The following is a 16,221-nucleotide window of genomic DNA, read 5'->3' as shown; positions in this document are numbered from 1 at the left end:
GGCCACAGAGCTCGCCGTGACCGGGGCATCACGCCCCGAACAGGTCCCCTTGTCCGTTTCCGGCAGGCGACGTGCGGGGCGGGGTGAGGCCGAGATGCGACCATGCCGCGGGTGTGGCCACCCGGCCGCGCGGTGTGCGGGCGAGCAGCCCCTCCCGGACGAGGAAGGGTTCGGCCACCTCCTCCACGGTCTCACGTTCCTCCCCCACGGCGACGGCGAGCGTGGAGAGGCCGACCGGTCCCCCGCCGAAGAGCTTCAGCAGCGCCTCCAGGACGGCGCGGTCGAGCCGGTCCAGGCCGCGGGCGTCGACCTCGTAGACGGCGAGGGCGGCCGCCGCGATGTCCTGGGTGATGATCCCGTCCGCCTTGACCTGCGCGTAGTCCCGGACGCGGCGCAGCAGGCGGTTGGCGATCCGGGGCGTGCCGCGGGAGCGCCCCGCGATCTCGGCGGCGCCGTCGGCCCCGATCTCGACGTCGAGCAGGGCGGCCGAGCGGTGGATGACGCGCTCCAGCTCGGCGGGCTCGTAGAACTCCATGTGCGCGGTGAAGCCGAAGCGGTCGCGCAGCGGGGGCGGCAGCAGGCCGGCCCGGGTGGTGGCGCCGACCAGGGTGAAGGGCGGCAGCTCCAGCGGGATCGCGGTGGCGCCGGGGCCCTTGCCGACGATCACGTCGACGCGGAAGTCCTCCATGGCCATGTACAGCATCTCCTCGGCGGGCCGGGACATGCGGTGGATCTCGTCGAGGAAGAGGACCTCGCCCTCCTGGAGGGAGGAGAGGATCGCGGCGAGGTCGCCGGCGTGCTGGATGGCGGGGCCGGAGGTGATGCGGATGGGGGCGCCCATCTCGGCCGCGATGATCATGGAGAGGGTCGTCTTGCCGAGGCCGGGGGCGCCGGAGAGCAGCACGTGGTCGGCGGTGGCGCCGCGCGCGCGGGCGGCGCGCAGCACCAGGTCGAGCTGTTCGCGGACCTTCTCCTGGCCGATGAACTCGTCCAGGTCCTTCGGGCGCAGCGCGGCCTCGACGGCCTGGTCCTCACGGTCGGCGACCGAGCCCACCAGCCGCTCGGGGGCGGGGGTGCCGGTGGTGTCGTCGTCCCAGTTCATTGCGTGTGCCTCGCGGGTCGCGGTGGAGGGCGTACGCGGGTCCGCCGTACGCCGGTGTCGTCGGGTGGGGGGTCAGCGCGCTCTGTTCAGGGTCTGCAGCGCCGCCTTCAGCAGGCGGCCGACCTCCGGGGCGCCCTCGGCGGCCTCGGCCTGGGGGGCGACGGCGCTCACGGCCTCGTCGGCCTCGCGGGTCGCGTAGCCGAGGCCGATCAGGGCGGCGTGCAGCTGGTCGCGCCAGCCCTGGGTGACGGGGGCGCCGACGGCGGGCGCGCCGATCGGCTCGCCGAGGCGGTCCTTGAGCTCCAGGAGGAGTTTCTGGGCGCCCTTCTTGCCGATGCCGGGGACGGCGGTGAGGGCCTTCTCGTCGGCGGTGGCCACGGCCCGGCGCAGCGCGTCGGGCGTGTGCACGGCGAGCATGGCCTGGGCGAGGCGGGGGCCGACGCCGCTCGCGGTCTGCAGCAGCTCGAAGGTCCCCCGCTCGTCGTCGTCGGCGAAGCCGTAGAGCGTCAGGGAGTCCTCGCGCACCACGAGGGAGGTGTGCAGCTTGGCGGGTCGGCCGACGCGCAGCGTGGACAGCGTGTTCGGGGTGCACTGGACGGCCATGCCGACGCCGCCGACCTCGACGACCGCGGTGTCCGGGGCGAGGGTGGCGACGGTGCCGCTGACGAAGGCGATCATGCCGTACGGCCTTTCGATGCGGTGGCGGTGTGCAGGGCGACGGCCTGCTGGAGCCGGTTCTGCGCGGGGGCGCGCCAGATGTGGCAGATGGCGAGGGCCAGGGCGTCGGCGGCGTCGGCCGGCTTGGGCGGGGCGCTGAGCCGCAGCAGCCGGGTGACCATGGCGCCGACCTGTGCCTTGTCGGCTCGGCCCGAGCCGGTGACGGCGGCCTTGACCTCGCTGGGCGTGTGCAGGGCGACGGGGATGCCGCGGCGGGCGGCGCAGAGCATGGCGACGGCGCTGGCCTGGGCGGTGCCCATGACGGTCCGGACGTTGTGCTGGCTGAACACCCGCTCCACGGCGACGAATTCGGGCCGGTGCTCGTCCAGCCACTGCTCGATGCCCTGCTCGACGGCGACCAGGCGGTGGCCCAGCTCGGCGTCCGCGGGTGTGCGGACGACTCCGACGCCCAGCATGGTCAGCGGCCGGCCCGCGACCCCCTCGACGACGCCCACACCGCAGCGGGTCAGTCCGGGGTCCACCCCGAGTACGCGCACCGCCCCTCCCTTCGCTCACCTGTTTGTGCAGGCTATCGGGTGCCGCTGACAATGCGACGGGCCGACGGGTGTGTCCCGTCGGCCCGTTGAGCACGTGCACGTGCGGCTCGCGTCCGCGTCAGGCGTCGACCTTCTCCATGATCTCGTCGCTGACGTCGAAGTTGGCGAAGACGTTCTGCACGTCGTCGCTGTCCTCGAGCGCGTCGATCAGCTTGAAGATCTTCTTGGCGCCCTCCTCGTCCAGCTCGACCTGCATGGTCGGGACGAAGTTGGCGTCGGCGGACTCGTAGTCGATGCCGGCGTCCTGGAGCGCGGTGCGGACCGCGACCAGGTCGGTGGCCTCGCTGATCACCTCGAAGGACTCGCCGAGGTCGTTGACCTCCTCGGCGCCCGCGTCGAGGACGGCGCCGAGGACGTCGTCCTCGCTCAGCTCGCCCTTGGGGACGATCACCACGCCCTTGCGGTTGAACAGGTACGACACCGAGCCCGGGTCGGCCATGGAGCCGCCGTTGCGGGTCATCGCGACCCGGACGTCGGAGGCGGCGCGGTTGCGGTTGTCGGTGAGGCACTCGATGAGCACCGCGACGCCGTTCGGGCCGTAGCCCTCGTACATGATCGTCTCGTAGTCGGCGCCGCCGGCCTCCAGGCCCGCGCCGCGCTTGACCGCCGAGTCGATGTTCTTGTTGGGGACCGACTGCTTCTTCGCCTTCTGGATGGCGTCGTACAGCGTCGGGTTGCCCTCGGGGTCGGCTCCGCCCATCCGGGCCGCGACCTCGATGTTCTTGATGAGCTTCGCGAAGAGCTTGCCGCGCTTGGCGTCGATCACGGCCTTCTTGTGCTTCGTCGTGGCCCATTTAGAGTGGCCGGACATCTGCCTGTCTCCTTCGCGTAACCCATCTCTGCAACGAACGCAGGAATCCTACAAGGACTCGGACGTCCGGTACGCGCGCACCATCTGGACGAACAGCCCGTGGACGCGGTGGTCGCCGGTCAGCTCCGGGTGGAACGACGTGGCCAGCGCGTTGCCCTGGCGGACCGCCACGATGTGGCCGTCGTGCTCCGCCAGCACCTCGGCGCCGGCGCCCACGGACTCCACCCAGGGGGCCCGGATGAAGACGCCCTCCACCGGGTCGCCCGGGATCTCCTTGACGTCGACGGCCGCCTCGAACGACTCGTTCTGACGCCCGAAGGCGTTGCGGCGGACGATCATGTCGATGCCGCCGACAGTCTCCTGGCCCGAGCGCGGGTCGAGGATCTTGTCGGCGAGCATGATCATGCCGGCGCAGGTGCCGTAGACGGGCATGCCGTCGCGCACGCGCGCGCGCAGCGGCTCCATCAGCCCGAAGAGCACGGCCAGCTTGGAGATCGTGGTGGACTCCCCGCCGGGGATGACCAGGCCGTCGACCTCGGCCAGCTCCTCGGGGCGGCGCACCGGCCTGGCCACGGCGTCGGCCGCGGCCAGGGCGACGAGGTGCTCGCGCACGTCGCCCTGGAGCGCGAGCACTCCGATGACGGGTGAGGTCATCACCAGCCCCGGTTCGCGTAGCGCTCGGTCTCGGGCAGGGTGTCGCAGTTGATGCCGACCATGGCCTCGCCGAGGTTGCGGGACGCGTCCGCGATGATCTTGGGGTCGTCGTAGAAGGTGGTGGCCTTCACGATGGCGGCGGCGCGCTTGGCCGGGTCGCCGGACTTGAAGATGCCGGAGCCGACGAAGACGCCCTCGGCACCGAGCTGGCGCATCAGGGCGGCGTCGGCGGGGGTGGCGACGCCGCCGGCGGAGAACAGCACGACCGGAAGCTTGCCGAGCTCGGCGACCTCCTTGACCAGCTCGTACGGGGCGCGCAGCTCCTTGGCGGCGGCGTACAGCTCGTTGTTGTCGTAGCCGCGCAGGCGGGCGATCTCGTTCTTGATCTGGCGCAGGTGGCGGACGGCCTCGACGACGTTGCCGGTGCCGGCCTCGCCCTTGGAGCGGATCATGGCCGCGCCCTCGGCGATACGGCGCAGGGCCTCACCGAGGTTGGTGGCACCGCAGACGAACGGGGTGGTGAAGGCCCACTTGTCGGAGTGGTTGACCTCGTCGGCCGGGGTGAGGACCTCGGACTCGTCGATGTAGTCGACGCCGAGGGACTGCAGGACCTGGGCCTCGACGAAGTGGCCGATGCGGGACTTGGCCATGACGGGGATCGAGACGGCGTCGATGATGCCCTCGATCATGTCCGGGTCGGACATCCGGGCCACGCCGCCGTCCTTGCGGATGTCGGCGGGCACCCGCTCCAGGGCCATGACCGCGACCGCACCCGCGTCCTCGGCGATCTTCGCCTGCTCCGGCGTGACGACGTCCATGATCACGCCGCCCTTGAGCTGCTCGGCCATGCCGCGCTTCACACGGGCGGTGCCGGTCTCGGGAGCCTGGTTTTCGGAGATGGACACGGGTGACCTCACTACGGGTGGAGAAGGGTTGCTGCGAGCATCGAGGAAACGGCAACGGACCAGTCCACAGCAAGGGCCAATGAGGAGCCGGTGGCTCGTTTTCCGTCCCCGCCGGTGGCGGGTTCCGGTCAGGAGACCCGCTCGACCAGGGCGGCGGGCGGCTCGTCGTCCATCTCGAAGGCCAGCGGGAAGGGGGCGTGGCCGGCGAGGCGGAACCAGCGGACCTTGCGGTGCCGGCGCAGCGCGCGGGCCGCGCGGACGGCGTCGTTGTGGAAGCGGCGGGCCATCGGCACCCGGCGGACCGCCTCCGTCAGCTCGCGGGCCGCCGCCTCGCCGCCGGGCGCCTCGCGGACCGCCTCCACCTGCTGGGTCTCGGCGAAGACGGCGCGCAGGGCCTGGCTCAGCTCGCTCTCGGCGACCTCCCGCTGCTCCTCCTCGGCCTGCCGGGCCGCGTGCGCGGCCTCGTACAGCACGATCGAGGCGGCCGGGTCCAGCACACCGGAGGTGGCCAGCTCCTGAGCGACGGAGGCGCGGCGCAGCAGCTGGGCGTCGAGCGCGGCGCGGGCCGCGTCGATCCGGGCGTGCAGCCGGTCCAGCCGGCCGGCGGTCCAGCTGAGGTAGAGGCCGATCGCCACGAGGACGACGAGGATCCAGATGAGTGTCGCGGTCACGGCCGCAGACTAGCGGCGCGACCGGTGCGGCCTTGTGTGCGGGGCGCCACGGGCGGCTCGGGCACACATGGACGCCGCCCACGCGCGGGCCTCCCGCGGCCGCCGACGGGTCCGCGGGCATGGGACCGCCCGCAGGTGGGGCCCCTGCCGCAGGTGAGGCCCCTGCCTCCCGAAGCCCGTCAGTCCCGCGCCAGCCCCAGCCGGGCCCGCAGGCCGCCCGCCGTGCCCGTGCCGGAGTCGTCGGCGGCCACCGCCGCCGCGCCCGCCGTCACCGTCTCGTAGACCGACATGATGTCCGCGCCGACCGTCGACCAGTCGAAGCGGCGGACGTGGGCGCTCCCCCGCTTGCGGAGCTCGGCCCGGCGGGCGGGGTCGCCCAGGAGGCGTACGGCGGCGTCGGCGAGGGCGTCCGCGTCCTCGTTGGCGAAGAGTTCGCCGGCCGCGCCCTGGTCCAGGACCTGGGCGAAGGCGTCGAGGTCGGAGGCGAGGACGGGGGCGCCCGCCGACAGGGCCTCGACCAGGATGATGCCGAAGCTCTCACCGCCGGTGTTGGGGGCCACGTACAGGTCGACGCTGCGCAGCAGCCGGGCCTTGTCCTCGTCGCTGACCATGCCGAGGAACTCGACGCGGGAGCGCAGCTCGGCGGGCAGGTCCTCGACCGCCTCCTCCTCGTCGCCCCGGCCGGCCACGAGGAGCCGGGTCTCCGGGCGGGCGGCGAGGATCTTCGGCAGGGCCCGCATCAGCACCGGGAGGCCCTTGCGGGGCTCGTCGATGCGGCCGATGAAGCCGATGGTGCCGCCCTGCCAGTCGGGGTTGGGCTCGGCCCGGGCGAAGAAGTCGACGTCGACGCCGTTGGGGATGACGACCGCGTCGCCGCCGAGGTGCTCCACCAGCGTCCGGCGGGCGTACTCGCTCACCGCGATCCGGGCGCTGATCTTCTCCAGGGCGGCCTGGAGGATCGCGTACGCCGCGATCATCGCGCGCGAGCGCGGGTTGGACGTGTGGAAGGTGGCCACGATCGGCCCCGAGGCGGCCCAGCAGGTCAGCAGGCCGAGGGACGGCGACGTGGGCTCGTGGATGTGGATGACGTCGAACCGTCCGTCGTGCAGCCAGCGGCGGACCCGCGCGGCGGAGAGGAAGCCGAAGTTCAGGCGGGCGACCGAGCCGTTGTACGGCACCGGGACGGCCCGGCCCGCCGAGACGACGTACGGCGGCAGCGGGGTGTCGTCGTCGGCCGGAGCCAGCACCGACACCTCGTGCCCCTGCCGGATGAAGTACTCGGCGAGGTCCCGGATGTGGAACTGGACCCCTCCGGGCACGTCCCATGAGTACGGGCAGACGATGCCGATTCTCACAAGGTCCCCTTCGTGGGATCCAGGTCGGCGAGCCACAAGCGCTGGAGCATGTGCCAGTCCTCCGGATGTTCCGCGATACCCGTGGCGAAGGCGTCGGCCAGCGCCTGTGTCATGACAGACGTCTTCTCGGCCCGATCGCCTGACTCGGGCACCTCGACCGGTGGGTGGACGCGGCCCCGCATGACGGGCGAGTCGTCGTACCAGAGCGTCACGGGCAGCAGCAGCGCCCCGGTCTGCTGGGCGAGCAGGGCCGGTCCGGCGGGCATCCGGGCCGTCGCGCCGAAGAAGTCGACCTCGACGCCGGAGGCGGACAGGTCGCGGTCGGCGACCAGGCAGACCAGGCCGCCGTCGCGCAGCCGGCGCGCCAGCGTGCCGAAGGCGCTGCCGCCGCTGTGCGGCAGGACCTCCATGCCGAGGCCCTCGCGGTAGGCGACGAACCGGTCGTAGAGCGTCTCGGGCTTGAGGCGCTCGGCGACCGTCGTGAACGGTGTCTTCAGTTCGGTGGTGACCCAGGCCCCGGCCAGGTCCCAGTTGGCCAGGTGGGGCAGGGCCAATATCACGCCCTTGCCCGCGGCCAGCCCGTCGGTGAGGTGGTGGACGTCCTTGGGCGCGAAGCCCTCGCGCACCCGCTCCTCGCTCCAGGCGGGCAGCCGGAAGGACTCCATCCAGTAGCGCAGGTACGAGCGCATGCCCGCGCGGGAGAGCTCGGCCAGGCGCTGCGGGCTCGCGTCGGGCACCACGCGCGCGTAGTTGCTCTCCAGCCGCTGGACGCCCTTGCCCCGCTTCCTCCACGCCAGGTCGGCGATGGCGCGGCCGAGGCGCACGGCGGCCGGCTCGGGGAGCTTCTTCACGGTGCCCCAGCCGAGTCCGTACAGCGCGTCGGTCAGCCGGTCCTGGGCGCTCACGTGGCGGCCTCGCTCCCGTGCGAGGCGCTCTCCGGCTTGTCCTGCGCCTCGGCGGCCTCGGCCTCGGCGGACTCCCGGCGGACGGTGACGACCCGCTGGACCAGCGTGACGAGGCTGCCCACCGCGACGATCCACAGCGCCACCGGCAGCAGGTACTGGATGCCGGGCACACCGAACTTGTGCAGTCCGGCGAATCCGGCCGCGACCAGCGAGATCACCAGGCGCTCGGCCCGCTCGACCAGGCCGTTGACCGCGACCGGCAGGCCGATCGACTCACCGCGGGCCTTGGTGTACGACACGACCTGGCCGCTGGCCAGGCAGAAGATCGACACCGCGCACAGCACGATGTCGTCGCCGCCCCCGGCGTACCAGAGGGCGAAGCCGCCGAAGATCGCGCCGTCGGCGACCCGGTCCAGGGTGGAGTCGAGGAAGGCGCCCCAGCGGCTGGAGCGGCCCAGCTGGCGCGCCATGTTGCCGTCGACGAGGTCGGAGAACACGAACAGCGTGATCACGACCGTGCCCCAGAAGAACTCGCCCATGGGGTAGAAGACCAGCGCGCCCGCGACCACGCCGGCGGTCCCGATCAGGGTGACGGTGTCGGGGCTGACGCCCCTTCTGATCAGAAATGAGGCGAACGGCGTGAGAACACGCGTGAAGAAAGCACGCGCGTACTTGTTCAGCATGGCCTTCCCGAGGGTCGGTGTGGCGCCGCGCGGCCCCTGCTGGCCACCGGCTGGCCCATCGTAGCCACGCGCGCGTGCGGGCGGCTGCCGGGCACTCGTCCTCGGTCCCCACGGCACACCGGGACGGGGCGGCGGGCGCGGTCCCGTCCGTCGTATGGACGGGCCGTGCGGTGAGTGGAAAGCTCGAAGGACCGCGGGCGTCGTCGCAGCCGCCGTCGCTGGGGGCGCCTTCCGGGCCCGGGCCCGGGAGAGGGAACGGACGTCCGCGCCCACAGTGACCTCACCGTGTACGGGAGGCAGGATCATGGGCGACAAGGCGAACGCACACCCCGGAGCCGCCGGCAGGGCTACAGCGGCCGACCACCCCACGTCCGTACGGAATGTGGTGCTGGTCGGCCACAGCGGTTCGGGCAAGACGACTCTGGTCGAGGCTCTCGCGCTGACGGCGGGGGCGGTGAACCGGGCGGGCCGCGTCGAGGACGGCGGCACCGTCTCCGACTACGACGAGATCGAGCACCGGCAGCACCGCTCGGTACAGCTCTCCCTGGTGCCCGTCGAATGGGACGGCATCAAGATCAATCTGCTGGACACCCCCGGCTACGCCGACTTCGTCGGGGAACTCAGGGCCGGTCTGCGCGCGGCGGACGCGGCCCTCTTCGTCGTCTCGGCCTCGGACGGCGTCGACGGCTCCACCCGCATGGTGTGGGACGAGTGCGCGGCCGTCGGCATGCCGCGCGCGATCGTCGTGACGCATCTGGAGGCGGCGCGGGCGAACTACGAGGAGATGACGCGGATCTGCGCGGAGGCGTTCGGCGGCGACGACCCCGACGCCGTGCTGCCGCTGTATCTGCCGCTGCACGGCCGGCCGGGCCCGGACGGGCACGCGCCCGTGACCGGTCTGATCGGCCTGCTGACGCAGAAGCTCTTCGACTACTCCACCGGGGAGCGCAAGGAGTCCGAACCGGGCGGCGACGAGCTGCCGCTGATCGACGAGGCGCGCAACCGGCTGATCGAGGGGATCATCGCGGAGAGCGAGGACGAGACCCTCATGGACCGCTATCTCGGCGGCGAGCAGATCGACGTCAATACGCTCATCGAGGACCTGGAGCGGGCCGTCGCACGCGGCACGTTCTTCCCCGTCCTGGCCGCCGCCCCGGCCGCCGAGGGCGCCCGGCAGGGACTCGGCACCGTCGAGGTGCTGGAGCTGATCACCCGCGGCTTCCCGACCCCGCTGGAGCGGCCGGCTCCCGCGGTGACCACGCTCGACGGCCGGCCGCGCGAGCTGAAACCGTGCGACCCGGACAGTCCGCTGGTCGCGGAGGTCGTGAAGACCGCGTCGGACCCGTACGTCGGCCGGATCTCGCTGGTGCGCGTCTTCTCCGGCACGCTGCGGCCCGACGAGACGGTGCACGTGTCCGGGCACGGCATGGAGGACCGCGGCCACGAGGACCACGACGTCGACGAGCGCGTCGGCGCGCTGTCGGCGCCCTTCGGCAAGCAGCAGCGCACCCTCAGCCACTGCATCGCGGGCGACCTCGCGTGCGTGGCGAAGCTGAGCCGCGCGGAGACCGGGGACACGCTGTCGTCGAAGGACGACCCGCTGCTGATGGAGCCCTGGCAGATGCCGGACCCGCTGCTGCCGCTGGCCATCCAGGCGCACAGCAAGGCCGACGAGGACAAGCTGTCGCAGGGACTGGCCCGGCTGGTCGCCGAGGACCCGACGATGCGCCTGGAGCAGAACCAGGCCACCCACCAGGTGGTGCTGTGGGCGCTGGGCGAGGCGCACGCCGACGTGGCGCTGGAGCGGCTGCGCAGCCGGTACGGGGTGCAGGTCGACGTGGTGCCGTACAAGGTGTCGCTGCGGGAGACGTTCGCGGGCAGGGCGGCGGGCCGCGGCCGGCATGTGAAGCAGTCCGGCGGGCACGGGCAGTACGCCATCTGCGAGATCGAGGTCGAGCCGCTGCCCGGCGGTTCGGGCATCGAGTTCGTGGACAAGGTCGTCGGCGGCGCGGTGCCGCGCCAGTTCATCCCGTCCGTGGAGAAGGGCGTGCGCGCCCAGGCGGCCAAGGGGGTCGCGGCCGGCCATCCGCTCGTCGATGTCCGGGTCACCCTGCTGGACGGCAAGGCGCACTCCGTCGACTCCTCCGACGCGGCCTTCCAGACGGCCGGCGCGCTCGCGCTGCGCGAGGCCGCGGGAGAGACGAAGATCCATCTGCTGGAGCCGGTGGCGGAGGTGTCCGTGCTGGTCGGCGACGACTACGTCGGGGCCGTGATGAGCGACCTGTCCGGGCGCCGGGGCCGTGTCCTCGGTACCGAGCAGACCAGCGGCGGGCGCACGCTGATCAAGGCCGAGGTGCCCGAGATCGAGATCGGCCGGTACGCCATCGATCTGCGGTCGCTGTCGCACGGCACGGCCCGGTTCAGCCGGCGGTACGCGCGGCACGAGCCGATGCCGCAGCAGATCGCGGAGAGGGTCCGGGAGGAGGCGCGGGCGGCCTCCTAGGTCGTACTCCGGGAACGCGCGCCCGGCGCCGCCCGGTCGCCTCCTCGGCGCGCGCCGCGCAACGGACGTGCGCCGGAGCCTTCCGGACGGCGTGCGTGGCGCTCCCCTCCCCGTCGGCGGGCGGCTTCGGGCGTCCGCCGACGGATGTCGGTGGCTGGGGATACGCTGATCATCGATCGGCGTCCGATCAACAGGTGTGCGCCGTACGGAAGTCGGGAAGGCCGCAGAAGCGACAGTGCGGCGAGTGGGGGCGGGAATGACCGTTGAAGGCGGTTACGCGGACATCTTCGGTCCGCAGGTGCCGCGCACGGCCGGTGAGGGACAGACGGCGACCTTCGCGCTGGCCTCGGCGGCCTATCGCGACAACCCGTACGAGGACATCAAGAAGGCCGACAACGAGTGGCACAAGACGGATGTCAAGGCGGGCCGCGCCTGGGCGAGGATCTTCCGGCCGAACCTCGGCGAGGCGTTCTCGCGGGCCGTGGTCGACCGCATGCTCGGCGACGGCCGCAAGCCGCTGATCCAGTCCTTCGGCACCGAGCCGCAGGTTGTGGTCGAGCACTGCCTGGCCGCCAACAACATCCGCAAGGCCCGGGACCGGACCCTCAGCGCGATCATGGTCGTCTGCGGTCTGCTGTTCCTGCCCGGGCTCCTCGTGTGGCTGCTCGTCTTCACGCTGCGCACCACCATCGTCAAGCGGGACGCCAGGCGGGGCGGGGCGATCGGCTCGGTGCTCCTTGTCGCGATGGGCGCGCTGGCCGTGCTGTTCCTGCTCAAGATGCCGTTCACCGGCATCTGGGCGTGGTACGCGCGCGCCTCGGTGGTCATGCCGGTCCTCGGCTGGTTCTGGGCGAAGCAGGTGTGCGAGCGCACCGCGCGGGACCTGCGGGAGCGCTGGGACAGCCTGCTCGCGGGCAGCAGCGTCGGCGCGAAGGTGCCGGAGGCGGTGCCGGCCAGTCCCAACGAGACCCAGGCCGAGCGTCTGCGCCAGGCGCTGGCCAGGCTCAGCGCCGAGCAGCAGTCCAACTCGGTCTTCTACGCCGGGCCCAAGGGCATACTCGGCATGGGCACCCGCTGGGGCAGCTGGCAGCTGGCCGAGGAGCTGGTGCCCGCCGTCGCGGACCGCGAGATCCACCCGTTCCGCAGCTGGGACGTGATCCGCGCGATCCACGACCAGCTGAGCATGCTCGAGCGCGGCCCGCTGAACACCGGCGGTTTCCCCAAGCCCTCGATACGCCACTGGGTCGTCACGCCGATCGCCGAGGGCGCCTCGGCGGTGTCCCGGCCGGAGGGCACGGACGTCGAGGCCTACCAGGTCAAGCCGCACGCGATACAGGAGATCTGCAACAAGCAGCAGTTCGGCAGCGGTGACCGGCACTATCTGGGCGTCCAGTGGACCCTGTGGGACGGCCAGCTGATCATCACCATGCTGATCACCGTGACCGTGCTGCACGAGACGCTGCGCATCGAGGTGACGGGCCACGCCCTCGGTCCGGTCAACGGGCTCTTCCAGGAGAAGCCCGAGGCGCCCACCAAGGAGGTCGCCAAGTCGCTGAAGCCGTGGGAGACCCGCTCGGTGAAGCTGCCGCTGGTCGGCACCGACGAGGTGGTGCGGCTGGCGGTGCGGGCCCCGCTCTCCTGGTATCCCCCGGCGCTGAACTGGCTGGGCGGGACGATCGCCCTGCCCGAGCCGTTCGGGCTGCGGCACGCCTGGGCCGACCAGCCGTGGCGGCACCGCTTCATGGCCGACGACGCGCTGCGCGCCGCCACCCCGGTGCTGCGGGCCGTGCACGCCTCGGCGATCAGGGTCCTCGCCGAGAACGGCGTGGACACCGAGAAGTTCGGTGCGCGCTCGGCGTTCCTCAGCACGGCCGTGCAGGATCCCTCGCCCCGCAAGGCGGACGTCTACGACGCGTAGGCGCTCCGACGACGAGCCGGCGGAGGGGCCGCGCCCGGCCCCTCCCCGCGCGGTCAGGTGGCCGGCCAGGCCTCCGCCAGCATCTTCCGGGTGTCGGCGAGGAGCTGCGGCAGCACCCGCGTGTGCCCGACGACCGGCATGAAGTTCGTGTCCCCGCCCCAACGCGGCACGATGTGCTGGTGGAGGTGGGCGGCGATCCCGGCACCGGCGACCGTGCCCTGGTTCATCCCGATGTTGAAGCCGTGGGCGCCCGACGCGGTGCGCAGGGCCGTCATGGCCTGCTTGGTCAGCGCCCCCAGCTCGGCGGTCTCCGGCTCGGTGAGGTCGGTGTAGTCGGCGACATGGCGGTAGGGCACGACCATCAGGTGCCCGCCGTTGTACGGGTACAGGTTGAGCACCGCGTACACCTGCTCGCCGCGCCGGACCACCAGCCCGTCCTCGTCGGATTTGGCCGGGATCGAGCAGAAGGGGCAGCCGTCGTCCGCTCCGGGACCGGTCGGCTTGTTCTCACCCTGGATGTAGGCCATCCGATGGGGCGTCCACAGGCGCTGGAACGCGTCCTGGATGCCCACTCCCCACTGCTGCTCCGGCTCACTCGTCATGCGTGCAGCATATGGCTTCGACCGTTCCCGGCGTGTCGCCGGGGCGCCGGGGCGGCGGCCACCGGCCAAGCTGGGCGCGTGGACGACGACAGCCCCTCCGCCCGCTGGGAGCAGCGCACCGAGATCCCCCTGTTCCTGGGGTCGCTGCTCTTCCTTGCCGCCTACGCCGCCCGCGTCCTGGCGGTGAGCATGCCGCCGTTCTGGAAGGACCTGTGCGTGTACACGATGGCCGCGCTGTGGCTGCTGTTCGCCGCCGACTTCATCGTGCGCCAGCAACTCAGCGGGGATCGTTTCCTCCACTTCGCCAGGACGCACTTCCTGCACACGCTCGTGGTTCTGCTGCCGCTGCTGCGGCCGCTGCGGATCGTGCCGCTCTACGACGCCATCCAGCACCGGCAGGGCGAGCCCCGGCTGACCCTGCACGCCCGCGTGATCGCGTACGCGAGCCTGTCCACGCTGCTCCTCGGCTTCGCCGGCGCCCTGGCCGTGTTCCAGCAGGAACGCGGCGCGCCCGGCGCCACCATGCGGACGTTCGGCGACGCGGTGTGGTGGACGGCGGCGACCCTCAGCACCGTCGGCTACGGCGACATCGTTCCGGTGACGACGGGCGGCCGGGCGATCGCGACGATCATGATGGCCGGTGGGCTGGCCCTGCTGGGCGCGGTGACCGGGTCGTTCTCCTCCTGGCTGCTCCAGGTCTTCGCCCGGGAGGGCGACACGAAGCCCCCGGAGGGCTGAGCCTTCCAGGGGCTTCGTGGAGCCGGTGGATCAGACCTGCGCCCGCTCCTCGACGACCTTCGCGATCTTGGCGACGGCCTCGTCGAACGGGATGCCGTTCTCCTGCGATCCGTCGCGGTAGCGGAAGGAGACGGCGTTGTTCGCCATGTCCTCGTCGCCCGCGATGACCATGAAGGGCACCTTCTGCTTCTGGGCGTTGCGGATCTTCTTCTGCATCCGGTCCGAGGACGAGTCGACCTCGACGCGCAGCCCCTGCTTCTTCGCGGCGGCGGCGAACTTCTCCAGGTACTCGATGTGCGCGTCGCCGATCGGGATGCCGAGCGCCTGCACCGGGGCCAGCCACGCCGGGAAGGCGCCCGCGTAGTGCTCCAGGAGCACCGCGAAGAACCGCTCGATCGAGCCGAACAGCGCGCGGTGGATCATGACCGGGCGCTGCTTGGAGCCGTCGGCGGAGGTGTACTCCAGGTCGAAGCGCTCCGGCAGGTTGAAGTCGAGCTGGATCGTCGACATCTGCCAGGTGCGGCCGATGGCGTCCTTGGCCTGGACGGAGATCTTCGGGCCGTAGAAGGCGGCGCCGCCCGGGTCCGCGACCAGTTCCAGGTTCTGCTTCTCGGCGACCTGGCGCAGCGTCTCGGTGGCCTCCTCCCACGCCTCGTCGGTGCCGACGAACTTCTCCGGGTCCTTGGTGGACAGCTCGAGGTAGAAGTCGGTCAGGCCGTAGTCGCGCAGCAGGTTCAGGACGAAGGTGAGGGTCTTGTCGAGCTCCTCGGACATCTGCTCGCGGGTGCAGTAGATGTGCGCGTCGTCCTGGGTGAAGCCGCGGGCGCGCGTGAGGCCGTGCACGACGCCCGACTTCTCGTACCGGTACACGGTCCCGAACTCGAACAGGCGCAGCGGCAGCTCGCGGTAGGAACGCCCGCGCGCGTCGAAGATCAGGTTGTGCATCGGGCAGTTCATGGGCTTGAGGTAGTAGTCCACGCCCTCGTCGAGCTGCATGGGCGGGTACATGCCGTCGGCGTACCAGTCCAGGTGGCCCGAGGTCTCGAAGAGCTTCCCCTTCGTCGCGTGCGGGGTGTAGACGAACTCGTAGCCCTCCTCCTCGTGCCGGCGGCGCGAGTAGTCCTCCATGACCCGGCGGATGATGCCGCCCTTGGGGTGGAAGACGGCGAGGCCGGAGCCGATCTGCTCGGGGATCGAGAACAGGTCGAGCTCGCTGCCGAGCTTGCGGTGGTCGCGCTTCTCGGCCTCGGCGAGGAACTCCAGATGCGCCTTCAGCTCGTCCTTGGACGGCCAGGCGGTGCCGTAGATGCGCTGGAGCATCGGGTTCTTCTCGCTGCCGCGCCAGTAGGCGGCCGCGTTGCGCATCAGCTTGAACGCCGGGATGTTCCGGGTGGTGGGCAGGTGCGGACCGCGGCAGAGGTCCTTCCAGCACAGCTCGCCCGTCTTGGCTTCGAGGTTGTCGTAGATCGTCAGCTCGCCGGCGCCGACCTCGACGTCCGCGCCGTCGTCGTGCGACGCGGAGCCCTTGAGGCCGATCAGCTCCAGCTTGTACGGCTCGTCCGCCAGCTCCTCGCGGGCGGCCTCGTCGGTCACCACGCGCCGGGAGAAGCGCTGGCCGCGCTTCTGGATCTCCTGCATCTTCTTCTCGATGGCCTTCAGGTCATCGGGGTGGAAGGGCTTCTCGACGTCGAAGTCGTAGTAGAAGCCGTCCTTGACGGGCGGGCCGATGCCGAGCTTGGCCTCGGGGAACAGCTCCTGCACGGCCTGCGCCATGACGTGCGCGGTGGAGTGGCGCAGGATGTTCAGACCGTCCTCGGAGGAGATCTCGACACCCTCGACCTCGTCGCCGTCGGAGAGCACGTACGACAGGTCCTTGAGCTCGCCGCCCACGCGCGCGGCGATGACGGAGCGCTCGCCGGCGAAGAGGTCGGCGGCCGTAGTGCCCGTCGTCACCACGCGCTCTTCCCGCTCGGAATCGCGTTGGATGATCACACGGACGTCTGACACCGGTCTCTCCTGACTGAAGGTGGGGTGCGGCGCCATACCAGGAGCGCGCGCATGACTGCGATCGTACCGACCCGCGACCGCCGATCGCGAAAC

The 16,221-nt window shown here is 71.7% G+C and carries 15 protein-coding genes; 3 read left to right on the top strand and 12 right to left on the bottom strand.

Features of this window, described 5'->3' with window-relative positions; translation table 11 throughout:
* Positions 1-28: 28 nt before the first annotated feature.
* The 10 genes from ruvB to pgsA form a co-directional block, all read right to left on the bottom strand.
* A complete protein-coding gene (gene ruvB / locus ACFV46_RS22995; protein WP_361930875.1) occupies positions 29-1,102 on the bottom strand; it encodes a Holliday junction branch migration DNA helicase RuvB in 1,074 nt (357 codons plus the stop codon).
* A gap of 72 nt (positions 1,103-1,174) precedes the next feature.
* Positions 1,175-1,780, bottom strand: coding sequence for a Holliday junction branch migration protein RuvA (gene ruvA, locus ACFV46_RS22990; RefSeq protein ID WP_385499471.1), 606 nt, complete (start codon positions 1,778-1,780; stop codon positions 1,175-1,177).
* Positions 1,777-2,316, bottom strand: coding sequence for a crossover junction endodeoxyribonuclease RuvC (ruvC, locus tag ACFV46_RS22985; RefSeq protein WP_062674259.1), 540 nt, complete (start codon positions 2,314-2,316; stop codon positions 1,777-1,779). The genes ruvA and ruvC overlap by 4 nt, the downstream gene beginning before the upstream one ends.
* A 118-nt stretch (positions 2,317-2,434) precedes the next feature.
* Entirely contained in the window at positions 2,435-3,187 is a 753-nt protein-coding gene (locus ACFV46_RS22980; protein ID WP_361930866.1) for a YebC/PmpR family DNA-binding transcriptional regulator, read from the bottom strand.
* Between the two features lie 48 nt (positions 3,188-3,235).
* Positions 3,236-3,841 carry a pyridoxal 5'-phosphate synthase glutaminase subunit PdxT gene (gene pdxT / locus ACFV46_RS22975; protein WP_376728631.1) on the bottom strand — a complete coding sequence of 202 codons (606 nt, stop codon included), beginning with the start codon at positions 3,839-3,841 and terminating at the stop codon, positions 3,236-3,238.
* On the bottom strand, positions 3,841-4,746 hold the full coding sequence (pdxS, locus tag ACFV46_RS22970; RefSeq protein WP_062674254.1) for a pyridoxal 5'-phosphate synthase lyase subunit PdxS: 906 nt from the start codon (positions 4,744-4,746) through the stop codon (positions 3,841-3,843). Before pdxS ends, pdxT begins: the two co-directional genes overlap by 1 nt.
* 128 nt (positions 4,747-4,874) lie before the next feature.
* Positions 4,875-5,417: a hypothetical protein gene (locus ACFV46_RS22965; RefSeq protein WP_361930861.1), complete on the bottom strand. Its 543-nt coding sequence runs from the start codon at positions 5,415-5,417 to the stop codon at positions 4,875-4,877.
* A 179-nt stretch (positions 5,418-5,596) separates the two neighbouring features.
* On the bottom strand, positions 5,597-6,772 hold the full coding sequence (locus ACFV46_RS22960) for a glycosyltransferase family 4 protein (RefSeq protein WP_361930859.1): 1,176 nt from the start codon (positions 6,770-6,772) through the stop codon (positions 5,597-5,599).
* Entirely contained in the window at positions 6,769-7,677 is a 909-nt protein-coding gene (locus ACFV46_RS22955) for a phosphatidylinositol mannoside acyltransferase (RefSeq protein ID WP_385499468.1), read from the bottom strand. Before ACFV46_RS22955 ends, ACFV46_RS22960 begins: the two co-directional genes overlap by 4 nt.
* Positions 7,674-8,360: a phosphatidylinositol phosphate synthase gene (gene pgsA, locus ACFV46_RS22950; protein WP_376728629.1), complete on the bottom strand. Its 687-nt coding sequence runs from the start codon at positions 8,358-8,360 to the stop codon at positions 7,674-7,676. Before pgsA ends, ACFV46_RS22955 begins: the two co-directional genes overlap by 4 nt.
* A gap of 304 nt (positions 8,361-8,664) precedes the next feature.
* Between pgsA and ACFV46_RS22945 the strand changes: the two genes are divergently transcribed.
* Both ACFV46_RS22945 and ACFV46_RS22940 read left to right on the top strand, forming a co-directional pair.
* Positions 8,665-10,863, top strand: coding sequence for an elongation factor G-like protein EF-G2 (locus tag ACFV46_RS22945; RefSeq protein WP_385499465.1), 2,199 nt, complete (start codon positions 8,665-8,667; stop codon positions 10,861-10,863).
* A 256-nt stretch (positions 10,864-11,119) separates the two neighbouring features.
* Complete coding sequence (locus tag ACFV46_RS22940) at positions 11,120-12,781, top strand: hypothetical protein (protein ID WP_385499464.1); 1,662 nt, start codon at positions 11,120-11,122, stop codon at positions 12,779-12,781.
* A 53-nt stretch (positions 12,782-12,834) separates the two neighbouring features.
* On the opposite strand, the gene ACFV46_RS22935 is transcribed toward ACFV46_RS22940, so the two are convergent.
* On the bottom strand, positions 12,835-13,383 hold the full coding sequence (locus ACFV46_RS22935) for an HIT domain-containing protein (RefSeq protein ID WP_361930846.1): 549 nt from the start codon (positions 13,381-13,383) through the stop codon (positions 12,835-12,837).
* 78 nt (positions 13,384-13,461) lie between these two features.
* Here ACFV46_RS22935 and ACFV46_RS22930 point away from each other — a divergent pair, with 78 nt between their 5' ends.
* Positions 13,462-14,121: a potassium channel family protein gene (locus tag ACFV46_RS22930; RefSeq protein WP_376728626.1), complete on the top strand. Its 660-nt coding sequence runs from the start codon at positions 13,462-13,464 to the stop codon at positions 14,119-14,121.
* A 30-nt stretch (positions 14,122-14,151) separates the two neighbouring features.
* Here ACFV46_RS22930 and thrS read toward each other — a convergent pair whose 3' ends face one another.
* The gene (thrS, locus tag ACFV46_RS22925; RefSeq protein ID WP_385499462.1) at positions 14,152-16,128 is read right to left on the bottom strand and encodes a threonine--tRNA ligase; all 1,977 of its coding nucleotides are present in this window, start codon (positions 16,126-16,128) and stop codon (positions 14,152-14,154) included.
* Between the last annotated feature and the right edge of the window lie 93 nt (positions 16,129-16,221).

The sequence above is a fragment of the Streptomyces sp. NPDC059852 genome (assembly GCF_042731455.1).
GTDB lineage: Bacteria > Actinomycetota > Actinomycetes > Streptomycetales > Streptomycetaceae > Streptomyces.
This window is presented reverse-complemented; position numbering and strand designations above follow the sequence as displayed.